The sequence below is a fragment of the Salipiger sp. ABN3_019 genome, assembly GCF_056158605.1.
Window position 1 is genome coordinate 208,669 of sequence record NZ_JBSWTP010000003.1, and the last position, 12,812, is coordinate 221,480.

A 12,812-nucleotide genomic window follows, 5' to 3' on the forward strand; every position below is an offset into this window, starting at 1 on the left:
AAGGTCCTTTCTCAGAGCCAGAGCACTTGCCGGCGCAGGTCGATGTCATGCGCGAGCGCGGCGGAGGGGCCGTCGTGGATGATGCTGCCCCGTTCGAGCGCGACGGTGCGGTCAGAGAGGGTCAGCGCCAGATCGAGGTTGTGGTCGACGATGATGATCGAAACCTCCTGCCGCAGCCGGTCGAAGGTTTCGAAAAGCTGCTCGACCACGGCGGGTGAGAGCCCCTCGAAGGGTTCGTCCAGCAGCAGCACGCGGGTGTCACCAGAGAGCGCCCGCGCAACCGCGGCCATCTGCTGCTCGCCGCCCGAGAGATAGTCGGCGGGGGTGTCGATGCGTTCTTTGAGGCGCGGGAAATAAGAGAAGATGCGCTCTTCGTCCCAATGCACCCCATGCCCGGTCTGACGCTGGATGCGCCCAAGCTCGAGGTTGTCCTTCACCGACATGCCAGCAAAGAGGCCGCGCCCCTGCGGCACATAGGAGATCCCGGCGCGCGCCATGGCGGCGGAGGGCTGCCCCGAGATCGTCTTGCCCTCGAGGGTGATCTCGCCGCTGCCTACCGGGGCGATGCCGATCAGCGATTTCAGCAGCGTCGATTTGCCCGCACCGTTCCGGCCCAAGAGCGCGAGGATCTCGCCCTGCCGCAGATCGAAGCTGACGTCGTTGAGGATGTGGCTCTTGCCGTAGCTGACGTTGACCTTGTCGAGCGAGAGGATGGTGGCGTCCTGCACCGCGCTGACGCGCGGCTTGGCGGCGACCGCCGAGGTGCCCGAGCCGATATAGACCTCCTGCACCCGTGCGTCGCCGCGTGCCTCGTCCACCGTGCCGTCGAGCAGCACCTGTCCTTCGTTCATCACCGTGACGTGGTCGGCGAGTTCGAACACCCGGTCGATGTCATGCTCGACCAGCAGCACCGGGATGTCGCGGGACAGCGCCTTGAGCAGCAGGCCGATGCGCTCGCGCTCGGCCACCGACAGGCCCGCCAGCGGCTCGTCGGCCAGCAGGATGCGCGGATGGTTGCCAAGCGCCAGCCCCAGATCGAGCAGCCGCTGCCCGCCGTAGGACAGCGATCCGGCCTCGGCCTCTTCCATGCCGCTGAGCCCGGCGTAGCGCATGATCTGCGCGGTGCGCTCGTTGACCTGCGCAAGGTTGCGGGCGCGGATCACCGGGTTCATCCGGCTGGGATCGCCTGCTTGCACCGCGAGGCGGATGTTCTCCTGCACGGTGAGCGAGGGAAAGAGGTTGGTGATCTGGAAACTGCGCCCGATCCCGGCCTCGGAGATCTCCTCGGGCTTGCGCCCCGAAAGCGGCTGACCGCCCAGCGTCACCTCGCCGCTGTCGGGGGTGTAAAGGCCCGACAGCAGGTTGAAGGCGGTGGTCTTGCCCGCGCCGTTGGGGCCGATCAGGGCGTGCAGTGTGCGGTCCCGCACCGAGATGTCTACCTCGTCCACCGCCTTGAGCCCGCCGAAATGCTTGGAGATGCCCCGCGCCTCCAGCAGCGCGCCGTCCACATGGCGCTCGGGACGCAGGAACTCGGGCAGCGGATGCACCTCGGCCTTGCGCCCGGCCATCGCCGCACCGGTCTCGGCGGGCGGATTGAAGTGGCGCCGGATTTGTCCGGGGATGCCGATCAGCCCGTCGCGGGCGAACAGCACGAAGCCCATGAACACGAGGCCGAACCAGAACAGCCAGTTCTCGGAATAGATCGACAGATACTCGCGGAAGAGGATGTAGAAGAGCGCGCCGATCGCCGGTCCCATGAACGAGCGCATGCCGCCGATCACCACCATGGCCAAAAGCTCGCCCGAGAACACCACCGACATCGGCTCGGCCGAGGTCATGCGGTTCTTGTAGAGCAGCAGCACCCCGGCCAGCGCGGTGATCGTCGCCGAGAGCACGAAGGCGGCCAGCTTGTAGCGGTCGACCTTGTAGCCCAGAAAGCGCGCGCGCTGCTCATTCTCGCGGATCGCCAGCAGCACCGTGCCGAGCGGCGAGTTATAGACCCGCCATAGCAGGCACAGCACCGCAAAGGCGATGAGTGCGACCAGCCAGTAATAGGGTTGGGACATCTCGAAGCTGAGCCCGAAGATCTGCGGGCGGGAGATGCCGCCCAGCCCGTTCTCGCCGCCGGTCACCTCGGTCCAGCGGAAGGCGATGGTGAACCCGAGCGCCGAGAGCGCCAGCGTCATCAGCGAGAAATAGACCCCCCGGCGGCGCAGGATCAGCGCACCGAAGACGGCCGCGATCAGCGCGGTGGCAAGCACGGCGACGATCAGCGGCAGAAAGAAGCTGCCCTCCGCGCCCATGGCCCGGGCCGAGAGCCCGGCGAGATAGGCGCCAAGGCCGAACCACGCGCCATGGCCGAAGCTGATCAGCCCGGTGCGCCCGGCAAGGATGTTGAGCCCCATGCAGGCGAGGCCGAAGACCACCACCTCGGTCGCCGAGGTATAGGTCAGCCCGGCGGCGAGGATGAGGAAGGGCAGCACGATCAGCGCGGCTGCCGCGACAAGAAGCGGATGAATGCGGGTCATGCGTTGGATCGTCTCATTCGAAGCGGAGAATGCGCTCGCCCAGCAGGCCGCGCGGGCGCACCAGAAGCACGAGGAACATCAACAGGTAGATGGCGGCGGTGGACCATGACGACAGGCCGATGGCCACGAGCACGCCCTTGGTCAGCCCGACGAGGACGGCGGCGATGATGACGCCCCAGAACGAGCCGAGCCCGCCGATCACCACCACCACGAAGGCCAGCGTGATGACCTCGGCGCCCATCGCCGGGTGGATGGTGTAGATCGGCGAGAGCAGCACGCCCGCCAGCCCGGCAAGGCCGATGCCGATGCCCGCGACCACCGACAGATAGGGCCGCAGCGAGATGCCGAGGGAGCCGACGATCTCGGGGTTCTGCACCCCGGCGCGGACGATGCGCCCGAAGGCGGTCTTGTTGAGCAGCAGCCACAGCGCACCGACGGCGAGCACCGCGACGGCGATCAGGAAGATGCGGTAGCGCGAGTAGATGAAATCCCCCAAGAACACCTGCCCGCGCAGCAGCTCGGGCATGTTGTAGTTCTGCGGCGAGGCCCCGAAAATCCAGCGCAATCCCTGTTCGATCACCATGGCAAGCCCGAAGGTCAGCAGCAGCGAATAGAGCGGATCGACCCGGTAGAAGCGGGTGAAGAGCGTGCGCTCGGTCGCCATGCCCAGCCCCGCCACGATCAGCGGCACGAGGATCAGCGCGCCGAAATAGCCCACGTAGGGCGTGATCAGGATGGCGAGATATGCGCCGATGGCGAAGAAGGCGCCATGCGCGAGGTTGATGATCCCGCCAAGCGAAAAGATCAGCGACAGCCCCAGCGCGATCAGCAGGTAATAGGTGCCGTCCAGCAGGCCGTTCAGCACCTGCGCGATGAATAGCCCCAGCATCGCGGCGCACTCCTTCCTTGGGTATTTTCTTTGGGTATCGGTGTGTGGGGCAGGGGCCTTTTGGCCCGCTGCCCCGATTGCGTCACCGGTTCTTCACCGGCACATCACTGGCGCGTCACATCGAGCAGGTGCCGCCGGTGACGGCGGTGGCCAGCGACTCGAGCGGCTGGTCCGCGCCCGGAACCGGATCGGACGTGGTGAAGATGTCCCACTCGTTCTGCGCCTCGTCGGCTGGCAGCGCGGTGATCGCATAGATCTCCTGAATGAGCTGGTGATCCGAGGGGCGGAAATAGCCCGGACGGCTCTTCATCAGGTCGAACTTCGCCTCTTCGCTCTCGAGATAGCCGACCAGCGCGTCTCCCGACGCGTCGCCCGCCTCGGCCACCGCCTTGGCCATGATCAGACCGGCGTTGTAATCCCCCCAGGCCTGGTTCTCGGGCGGTTTGCCATAGGCATCGCTGAACGCCTGCACAAAGGCTTGGCTGGCGTCGTTCTGCACCAGATGGTTCCACACGTTCGGCCAAGTGCCGCGGAAGTTCTGCGCCCCCGCCGCCCATGCCGAGACCGTGTCGAAGCCGAAGCCGCCGAGTGTGAAGTCGAGGCCGAACTCTCCGTATTGCTTGAAGAAGTTGGTGATCTGCGTGCCCGCGAGGTTGAGCGCCACCACGTCCGGCTCGGCCTGACGGATCTTCAGCAGGTAGGACGAGAAATCGGTCGCATCGGTCGGCACCAGATCGTCGCCGACGAGATTGCCGCCATTGGTCTCGAGGAACGCCTTGGCCGCCGACAGAAGGTCGTGGCCAAAGGCGTAATCGGCGCTCAGCGTGTACCAGTTCTTGCCGTCGACCATGCCCTCGCCCGCGAAATACTGGCCTTCGGCGTTCACATACATCGAGTTCTGCGTCTCGACGTGGAACATGTAGCGGTTGCAGTCCTGACCACGCAGGCTGTCCGAGTTGCCACCGGTGTTGACGAAGCATTTCTTGTAGCGTGCCGCGACCTGACTGATCGTCAGACAGGAGGCCGAGGAGATCTCGCCGATGATCATGTCGACGCCGTCGCGCTCGAACATGCGCTCGGCCTTGGTCGAGGCGGTCTGCGGGTTGACGCTGTCCTCCATGATCAACTCGACCTGCCGTCCTCCGGCGCCGCCGTTGGCGTTGATGTGCTCGACCGCCAGCTTGATGCCCATCTGCGCGTATTCGCCGAGCGGGCCGAGAAAGCCGGTGGTGGGGGTCAGGTGGCCGATTTTCAGCGGCGCGCCCTGCGCCCGCAGATAGGCGGGGGCGGCGACGGCCAGCGTCAGGCCAGCCGCTCCCGTCCGCAGGAATCCCCTGCGGCTCGTGAGATGGTTCGTCATGGTACTCCTCCCTGAGACCAATTTGCTAAGATCACCTCGGGCCCTGCCTCTTGGGGTCCGGCGGCCGATGTTCCTCCGTGGCCGTCTTGCCCATGGGAGAGCCTTGCTCCTCCATCTGTGATCTGAGATCACAGTTACAGAGCGGGCTTCCGCGGTCAACTGGAGTTATGAGATAGATGAACGACGGCCTCGAACAGCTTCAGCCCGCGCGTCGGGAAACCCTTTCGGATCAGGTGCATGAGGCGCTCTGCGAGATGCTTTTGTCGGGCGCCCTCAAGCCTCGGGACAGGCTGTCGCTGCGCGATCTTGCCGAACGGCTGGACGTTTCCATGATGCCCGTGCGCGAAGCGGTGAGTCGTCTCGCGGCGAGCGGGGCGCTGAATGTCTCGCCAAAACGGGCGGTGCAGGTGCCGCTGATGACCGCGGCAGAGTTCGCCGATCTGACCGAGGTCCGGATGCTCAACGAAGGCGAGGCGGCGCGCCGTGCGGCGCTTGCGGCAAGCGAGGCAGAGATCGCCGGGATTCTGCGCCTTGCCGAGCAGTTCGAACGGGTTCTCGACCGATCCTATGGCAGCGCCGAGGCGGTGGCGGCCAACAAGGACCTGCATTTCGCGCTCTACCGGGCGTCCGGGTCTGCGGCGCTGATGCAGGTGATCCGTATGCTCTGGCTCAAGGCCGGTCCGATCATCAACTACGACATCGGGGTGAGAGCGGGCGTCCCGGCGGAAGAGGAATTGATCCGCTCGCGCACCCACCATTCGCGCGAGCACCACCGCCAACTCTGCCAAGCGCTGCAGGCCCATGACGGTGCGGCGGCGGCCCATGCCATCGCCGAGGATATCCGCGTCGCCTCGGAGATGATCCGCGCCCATGCCGCCGACGAGATGGATGAGGGGCGCAGGCGTATCCTGATCTGAGGCGGCGGGGGGCTTTCAGCTCACTTAGGCATGCGCTCGAGCCATCCCATGGCTCAGCACAGGGTGATCGGCGGTCTTGCGCTGATGCCGACGCCGAGGCTCGCGGTTGCCGTGGTTCTGCACTACCGGTGGGGCCTCGCGCCAGTCGGAGCGCCGGGCAGGGGTCCGCGCGGGCGGAAGGCGTAACTATCTAACTGAATGCAAGAAAATGAAACTGGCGGATATCTTTTTCGTATCGATCTTTGTGGTGCTGCTGGCCATGCTGATCGCGCTCTCTTTCTTCGACCTGTGGTACGGGCTGATGGGGATCGGGCTGCTCCTTGTGGTGTTCGGACTGCTGCTTTTGCTGATCCGGCGGGCCAACCGGCCCACCTCGGCGCAGATCGCGGCGATGCGGATAAAGCACTGAGGGCAGGGTGCCGCGGACCGCGCCCGCCCGAGAGCCAATGCGCGCGAGCCTCAGGGTCTGGTAGGGTTGGGCACATCGCCATAGACCTCGACCTGTTGGCTGGCGAGGCGGGCGAGAATTCAAGCATCGCTCTTCCTTTGGCGCGATGCTGGAAGGGGATGGAAAGGGCGCCGCGTGGCACGGGCGCCCCTTGGTGGTGTCAGCCGAGGCAGCCGGTCAGGCTGCTTGCAAGGTTGCGCAGAAGCTGCGGGTAGAGGTCCTTGCCCGGCTCCAGAGCGGCGCCCAGCGGATCCATCACGCCGGTCTTTGCGTCGCTGCCGCGGAAGACGGTGGCGACAAGATCGCCATTGAACTGCGGTTCGGTGAAAGCACATGTGACGCCCAGCTCTGCCACCTTATCCTGGATCTCCTCGATCCGGGCCGGGCTGGGATCCGAGGCATCACCGATCGAGATCGAGCCGCTTGCCGGGAACTCGAAACGGTTCTCGAAATAGTGGTAGGCGTCGTGGAACACGATGAAGTTCTTGCCGCGCACCGGCTCGAGCTGCGCCGAGATCTCGCCGATCAGCGTTTCGATGTCGGCCTTTCCGGCGTCGGCATTCGCGCGATAGGTGGCGGCGTTTTCCGGGTCCAGCTCTGACAGTTCCGCTGCAATCACGTCGAGCCAGACGCGCGCGTTTTCCGGGTCGAGCCAAGCGTGCGGGTCGTGGCCGTGGTGGTCATGGCCATGCGCGTCATGCGCGTGCTCTTCATGATCGTGCCCGTCGTGACCCTCATGGTCATCGTGATCATGATCGCCCGCGTGCTCATCGTGCTCGTGTTCCTCATGCGCGCCGTGGTCATGGCTGTGCGCCTCGAAGGTCGCGCCTTCGCGAAACTCCAGCTCGGTGGTGCCGTCGGTTTCCGCCAGTTCGACCACATGCGCATCCTCGGCTAGAGCGTCGATCGAGCCTTCCAGCCACGGTTCCAGCCCCTCGCCGATCCAGAACACCGCATCGGCCCGCTCGAGGGCCTCGGCCTCGGAGGGGCGCAGCGAATAGCCATGCGGAGACGCGCCGGGCTGTACCAGAAGGTCGGGCGTGCCGACCCCATCCATCACGATCGACACGAGGGAGTGGACAGGGGGGATATCCGCGGCAACCGAGGGCACCTCGGCGGCAGCGGCGCTGGCGAGACCGAGGGCGGACACGGTGCCGAGGATCAGTTTTCTGGACATGGGGAACTCCACGTTATGTTGTAACATGCGCTGGACTCGTAGATGTAATGTTATTACATTGCAATACGCATAATTTGGAGAGCGAGATGAGAGCCGTCGGGTTCACCGAGCATGATCATGACGCCTGCGTCGCAGAGCGGGTGGCCGCCGCAGAGAGCTACTGCGCGGACAAGCGTCTTCAGTTCACGGCGGCCCGGCGCCGGGTGCTCGAAATCCTTTTGGATGAGCACAAGGCGCTTGGTGCCTACGAGATCCTGGACCGGCTGAAACGCGAGGGCCGGGGATCGCAGCCGCCGGTGGCCTACCGGGCACTGGATTTTCTGGTGACCCATGGTTTTGCGCATCGGGTCGAGCGGCTGAATGCCTATGTCGCCTGCGCGCATCCCTGCGAGAGCCATTTCCCCGCCTTCATGATCTGCCGGGTCTGCGACTCGGTGGCCGAGGCGACCTCGGCGCCTTCCAAGGGGCTGCTCGGCGCGGCCGCGCGCGATGCCGGGTTCCGGATCGAGCAGACGGTTGTCGAAGCCATCGGGGTCTGCCCGGCCTGCATCGAGGCAGAGGCCAGGCAATGACTCTTTTCGAATTTACCGGCGTCAGCCTGCGGCTGGGGGAAAGCCGGATCCTTTCCAATGTTTCGATGCAGATGGCGGCGGGCGAGATCGTCACCATCGTCGGGCCGAACGGCTCGGGCAAATCGACCCTGCTACGCCTGCTGATCGGCTCGCTTGCGCCGAGCGATGGCCGGATCACCACCGCGCCGGGGCTGCGCATTGGCTACGTGCCGCAGCGGCTGGCGCTCGACCCGACGCTGCCGATGACCGTCGCCCGGCTGCTGGGGCTTCGCCGCAAGGTAAGCGCCGGGCAGATCGAACAGGCGCTGGCCGAGGCCGGGGTCGCGGGGCTGTCGCGGCGGCAGATCAGCGCTCTATCGGGCGGACAGTTGCAGCGGGTGATGCTGGCCCGCGCGCTGCTGGCCGAGCCCAATCTGCTGGTGCTGGACGAGGCCACACAAGGGCTCGACCAGCCGGGCGTCGCGGCTTTCTACCGCCAGATCGAAGAGGTCCGGCAGAGCCGCGGCTGCGGCGTGCTGATGGTCAGCCACGATCTGCACGTTGTCATGAGCGCCAGTGACCGTGTGATCTGCCTCAACGGCCACGTCTGCTGCCAGGGCGCGCCGCAGCATGTCGCCTCGGCCCCCGAATATCGCGCGCTCTTCGGCGAGGGCACGGGCGGGGCGCTGGCGCTCTACACCCATCACCACGACCACTGGCATGACCGGGTGCCACAAGAGGCGGCGGAATGAGCTTTCTGAACACCATGTTTGACGATTTCATCCTGCGCGCCGTGCTGGCGGGCCTTGGGCTCGCGCTGGCGGCGGCACCGCTGGGTTGCTTCGTGGTCTGGCGCCGCATGGCCTATTTCGGCGACGCCACCGCGCATGCGGCGATCCTCGGCGTGGCGCTGTCGCTCACCTTTTCCGTGTCGATCTTCGCGGGGGTTCTGGCGGTGGCTCTGGCCATGGCCTTCACCGTCTCGTCGCTGAGCGGGCGCGGCTTTGCGATGGACACGATGCTGGGCGTGCTGGCGCATTCGGCGCTGGCCTTCGGGCTGGTGGCGGCGTCCTTCCTGAGCGGCATCAGGATTGACCTGATGGCCTATCTCTTCGGCGATATCCTCGCGGTGATGCCCGCCGACCTTGCGGTGATCTGGGGCGGGGCGGCGCTGGTGCTGGGGCTGGTGGGCTGGCGCTGGTCGGGGCTGCTGACCGCCACGCTCAACCCCGATCTCGCCCGCGCCGAAGGCGTCGATCCGCGGCGCGAGCAACTGGTGCTGACGCTGGCGCTGGCGATCACCGTGGCAGTGGCGATCAAGGTGGTGGGGGCGCTGCTGATCACCGCCATGCTGATCATCCCCGCCGCCACCGCCCGCCCGTTCAGCCGTACCCCCGAGGCGATGGCTGGCCTTGCGGTGCTGATCGCCGGCGGTTCGGTGATCGGCGGGATCCAGGCGTCCTACCATCTCGACACGCCAACCGGGCCGACCATCGTCTGCGTGGTGGCGATCCTCTTCATGCTGTCGGTCATGAGCGCCGGGTTGACGGGCCGGCGCTGAGCCGGGCTCAGCCCCGGCCCCTGAGGTCGGGATCGAAGATCAGCGAGCGATGCGCGGCGGCGCCGGCAAGTGTCGCATTGGGCATCGGGCTTGCAAGGTCTCCGGCGGCGAAGACTCCGGGGACCGAAGTCGCCTTCATTGCGTCGACCGCAATATAGCGCCCGGTCGGCCCGTCCTCAAAAGCGCAGCCGAGCTGATCGGCCAGATCGCACGCTGGGCTCGTGCGGGGGGCGAGCCCACGCGTTTGTTGTGCTCTCGCCAGTCCTATACCCCATGGGTTAGGCGCTGCGTGGTGCCGCTGGGGACGGTCCGGGGCAGGTTCCGGAGGCAAAAGAAAACGGGCCCTAGGGCCCGTTCTTCGTGTCGCGATGCGCCCTTAGCAAGAGAGCAGCGCGGCGTTTACATGCCGCGGATCATGCCGCCGTCGACGCGGATCATCGAGCCGGTGACGTAAGCCGCCTGCGCCGAGCACAGGAAGGTGACCATGGCGCCGAATTCTTCGGGCGTGCCATAGCGGCCTGCGGGGATGGTCTTGCGGCTGGCTTCCTGCACGGCGTCGAGCGAGGCGCCGGACTTCTCGGCCTTGATCCCGTCGAGCTGCGCCAGACGGTCGGTGGCGATGCGCCCCGGCAGCACCATGTTGACGGTCACGCCTTTGTCGGCGACCTCGGCGGCCAGCGTCTTCGACCAGCCCGCCACCGCGCCGCGCACGCCGTTCGACAGCGCGAGGTTGGGGATCGGCTGGACAATGCCCGACGAGCCGATGGTGACCACGCGGCCCCAGCCCTTCTCGATCATCCCCGGCAGTGCGGCATCGGTGATCGCAAAGATCGGCGCGGCCATGGCCTCAAAGGCGGCCTGCCACGCTGCGGTGCTCTGGCCCTTTGCCGGGCCCGCGGCGGGGCCGCCGCAGTTGTTCACCAGAATGTCGACCGGCTGCGCGGCGAGCCGTTCGATCAGCGCCGCAACGCTATCTGCATCCGACAGGTCGAGCTTGACGCCTTCCATGCCCTCGGCGGGCGCGTCGCCGCTGCGCGAGGCGGCGATCACCTGCGCGCCTTCCTGCGCCAGAAGTGTTGCGCTCGCAGCGCCAAGGCCGCGGCTTGCGCCGAGCACCAGCGCGGTCTTGCCGCTCAGTCCCAGATCCATCAGTTCAGCTCCTTCAGTCGTTTGTCCTGCCGGGCGAGCAGACGCTCGACCTCGGCGATGGCCTCGGGCGCAAGGCCCGCGCCCGGGGCGCGCAGCGCCGCCGAGGCAATGGCCCCGCGCTTTTGCAGCACGTATTTGCGCACCGCCAGCCCGGCGCCGGGCTGCTGCTCGTAGCGCACCAGCGGCAGATAGGCGTCAAAGATATCCTGCGCCCGGTCCATCTCGCCGCTGCCGGCCAGCCGCACCACGTCTGCCAGCATTTCGGGAAAGCCGAAACCCGTCATCGCGCCGTCAGCACCGCGCGCCATCTCTTCGGGCAGGAACACCCCGCCGTTGCCGCAGAGGATCGAGATGCGGCGGCGGCCCTCGGTCTCGGCCTTGCGCAGCTTGCTGATCTTCGCGAGCCCCGGCCAGTCTTCGTGCTTGAGCATCACCACCTGCGGCACGTCGTCGATGATCTGACCCAGCACCTCGTCCGAGATGTTCACGCCGGTGGACAGCGGGAAGTCCTGCAGCACGATCGGCACGTCATCCCCGAGCGTGCGGGCGACCTGCCCGAAATAGCCGTGGATCTGCGGGTCGGTCTTCAGGCTGCCCGGGGTGGTCACCATGCAGCCCGCGGCGCCCATATCCATCACCGCTTTGCCCAGCTCGCCAATCGCCGCAAGGCCGGGAGCTGAGACGCCGACGACCACCGGCTTGCCCGCGGCGCGCTTGATCACCCGCTCGGCGACGGCGCGGCTTTCGGCCTGGGTCAGCTTCGGCGCTTCGCCCATCATGCCAAGAATGGTCAGCCCGTCGGCGCCCTTCTCGAAGTAGGAATCCACCACCCGGTCGAGACTGTCCCAATCGATCTCACCGCTGTCGGTGAAGGGCGTGACGGAGATGACGTAAACGCCGCGGGCGTCGGAGGTGAGCAGGGTCATTTCAGGAAACCTCGGGTGGGGCGGTGAAAAGGCCGGCCGCGACGATCTGCGCGGCCGGTGTGGTCTTATGCCGGGCCTCAGGCCGGGACGGCAAGCTGCAGCGTCTCGAGCGCCGCGATGGCGCGCTGCATCGCCTCTTCGAGCCGCGCGTCGTCGAGCGCATAGGCGAGGCGCAGATAGCCCGGCGTGCCGAAGGCCGAGCCCGGCACCACGCCGATACGGCCCTCGGTCAGCAGGAAGTCGGCCACGTCCATGTCGCTCTCGATCACCTTGCCCTCGGGGGTGCGGGCGCCAAAAAGGCCGGTGCAATCGGGGAAGACGTAGAAGCTGGCGGGCGGGGTCGCGCAGGTGATGCCGGGCATCTTGTCGATGGCGGCGATCACCATGTCGCGGCGGGCCTTCAGCCGGGCATTGCGCTCGGGCAGGAAGTCGGCGGGCGCGGTCAGCGCGGCGACGGTGGCGGCCTGCGAGATCGCCGAGGGGTTCGAGGTGCTCTGCGACTGCAGGATGTCCATAGCGCGCACCAGCCATTCCGGCCCGGCCGCATAGCCAAGACGCCAGCCGGTCATCGCGTAGCCCTTCGACACGCCGTTCACCGTCAGGATGCGGTCCGCCAGCTCGGGCGCGACCGCTGCGGGCGTGGCAAAGCTGCCCTCATGCACCACCAGCTCGTAGATGTCGTCGGCCATGATCAGCGTGTGGTGATCGGCCAGCACCTTGCACAGCGCGGCGATATCGGCCTCGGAGTAGAGCGCGCCGGTGGGGTTGTTCGGCGAGTTCAGCAGCACCCATTTGGTCTTGGGCGTCAGCGCGGCGGCCAGCGTCTCGGGGGTGAGCTTCCAGCCGTTCTCGGCGGTGCAGGGGGCGATCACCGGGGTGCCGCCAGCGAGGCTGACCATATCGGGGTAGCTGACCCAATAGGGCGCGGGGATGATCACCTCGTCGCCCGCATCCAGCGTCGCCATCAGCGCGTTGAACACCAGCTGCTTGGCACCATTGCCGGCGATGATCTGCGAGGGCTTGTAGCTCAACCCGTTCTCGCGTTCGAACTTGGCGGCGATGGCGGCTTTCAGTTCGGGCGTGCCCGAGCTGGCGGTGTATTTGGTCTGGCCGCCGCGGATCGCGGCGATGCCTGCCTCGGCGATATGCTCGGGCGTGGCGAAGTCGAGCTCGCCTTGGCCAAGGCTGATGATGTCATGGCCCTCGGCCTTCATCTGCTGCAGCTTCAGCGCAAGTTCGATGGTCGGCGAGGGACGTACGGCCGCCATGCGGCTGGCAAGGTACTGGGTCATGGGAGTGGTCCTGG

The 12,812-nt window shown here is 66.7% G+C and carries 13 protein-coding genes; 5 read left to right on the forward strand and 8 right to left on the reverse strand.

The features are described from left to right. Positions 1 to 11: 11 nt before the first annotated feature. The 3 genes from ACXAD2_RS03550 to ACXAD2_RS03560 form a co-directional block, all read right to left on the reverse strand. On the reverse strand, positions 12 to 2,528 hold the full coding sequence (locus ACXAD2_RS03550) for a branched-chain amino acid ABC transporter ATP-binding protein/permease (RefSeq protein WP_475166945.1): 2,517 nt from the start codon (positions 2,526 to 2,528) through the stop codon (positions 12 to 14). Between the two features lie 13 nt (positions 2,529 to 2,541). Next, positions 2,542 to 3,417 (reverse strand): branched-chain amino acid ABC transporter permease, encoded by an 876-nt coding sequence (locus ACXAD2_RS03555; RefSeq protein ID WP_066111909.1) that lies wholly within the window; start codon positions 3,415 to 3,417, stop codon positions 2,542 to 2,544. Between the two features lie 115 nt (positions 3,418 to 3,532). Next, positions 3,533 to 4,777 carry an ABC transporter substrate-binding protein gene (locus ACXAD2_RS03560; RefSeq protein WP_475166947.1) on the reverse strand — a complete coding sequence of 415 codons (1,245 nt, stop codon included), beginning with the start codon at positions 4,775 to 4,777 and terminating at the stop codon, positions 3,533 to 3,535. A gap of 176 nt (positions 4,778 to 4,953) precedes the next feature. On the opposite strand from ACXAD2_RS03560, the gene ACXAD2_RS03565 reads away from it, so the two are divergent. Next, the gene (locus ACXAD2_RS03565) at positions 4,954 to 5,694 is read left to right on the forward strand and encodes a GntR family transcriptional regulator (RefSeq protein ID WP_475166950.1); all 741 of its coding nucleotides are present in this window, start codon (positions 4,954 to 4,956) and stop codon (positions 5,692 to 5,694) included. Positions 5,695 to 5,902: 208 nt separating this feature from the next. Continuing rightward, positions 5,903 to 6,103, forward strand: coding sequence for a hypothetical protein (locus tag ACXAD2_RS03570; protein ID WP_066111915.1), 201 nt, complete (start codon positions 5,903 to 5,905; stop codon positions 6,101 to 6,103). Positions 6,104 to 6,302: 199 nt separating this feature from the next. On the opposite strand, the gene ACXAD2_RS03575 is transcribed toward ACXAD2_RS03570, so the two are convergent. Then, complete coding sequence (locus ACXAD2_RS03575) at positions 6,303 to 7,319, reverse strand: zinc ABC transporter substrate-binding protein (protein ID WP_475166956.1); 1,017 nt, start codon at positions 7,317 to 7,319, stop codon at positions 6,303 to 6,305. Between the two features lie 86 nt (positions 7,320 to 7,405). Here ACXAD2_RS03575 and ACXAD2_RS03580 point away from each other — a divergent pair, with 86 nt between their 5' ends. The 3 genes from ACXAD2_RS03580 to ACXAD2_RS03590 are packed head-to-tail and all read left to right on the forward strand — an operon-like array spanning position 7,406 to position 9,431. Then, on the forward strand, positions 7,406 to 7,891 hold the full coding sequence (locus ACXAD2_RS03580; RefSeq protein WP_475166958.1) for a Fur family transcriptional regulator: 486 nt from the start codon (positions 7,406 to 7,408) through the stop codon (positions 7,889 to 7,891). After that, positions 7,888 to 8,622 carry an ATP-binding cassette domain-containing protein gene (locus tag ACXAD2_RS03585; RefSeq protein WP_475166961.1) on the forward strand — a complete coding sequence of 245 codons (735 nt, stop codon included), beginning with the start codon at positions 7,888 to 7,890 and terminating at the stop codon, positions 8,620 to 8,622. Before ACXAD2_RS03580 ends, ACXAD2_RS03585 begins: the two co-directional genes overlap by 4 nt. Then, on the forward strand, positions 8,619 to 9,431 hold the full coding sequence (locus ACXAD2_RS03590; protein WP_475166963.1) for a metal ABC transporter permease: 813 nt from the start codon (positions 8,619 to 8,621) through the stop codon (positions 9,429 to 9,431). Before ACXAD2_RS03585 ends, ACXAD2_RS03590 begins: the two co-directional genes overlap by 4 nt. Positions 9,432 to 9,438: 7 nt before the next feature. Here ACXAD2_RS03590 and ACXAD2_RS03595 read toward each other — a convergent pair whose 3' ends face one another. The 4 genes from ACXAD2_RS03595 to ACXAD2_RS03610 all read right to left on the reverse strand — a co-directional run bounded on the left by ACXAD2_RS03595 (position 9,439) and on the right by ACXAD2_RS03610 (position 12,798). Then, the gene (locus tag ACXAD2_RS03595; protein ID WP_475166965.1) at positions 9,439 to 9,570 is read right to left on the reverse strand and encodes a hypothetical protein; all 132 of its coding nucleotides are present in this window, start codon (positions 9,568 to 9,570) and stop codon (positions 9,439 to 9,441) included. Between the two features lie 260 nt (positions 9,571 to 9,830). After that, positions 9,831 to 10,580, reverse strand: coding sequence for an SDR family oxidoreductase (locus ACXAD2_RS03600; protein ID WP_475166968.1), 750 nt, complete (start codon positions 10,578 to 10,580; stop codon positions 9,831 to 9,833). Beyond that, positions 10,580 to 11,506 carry a dihydrodipicolinate synthase family protein gene (locus ACXAD2_RS03605; RefSeq protein WP_475166973.1) on the reverse strand — a complete coding sequence of 309 codons (927 nt, stop codon included), beginning with the start codon at positions 11,504 to 11,506 and terminating at the stop codon, positions 10,580 to 10,582. The genes ACXAD2_RS03600 and ACXAD2_RS03605 overlap by 1 nt, the downstream gene beginning before the upstream one ends. Positions 11,507 to 11,583: 77 nt before the next feature. Further along, positions 11,584 to 12,798 (reverse strand): pyridoxal phosphate-dependent aminotransferase, encoded by a 1,215-nt coding sequence (locus tag ACXAD2_RS03610; protein ID WP_475166975.1) that lies wholly within the window; start codon positions 12,796 to 12,798, stop codon positions 11,584 to 11,586. Positions 12,799 to 12,812: the final 14 nt, after the last annotated feature.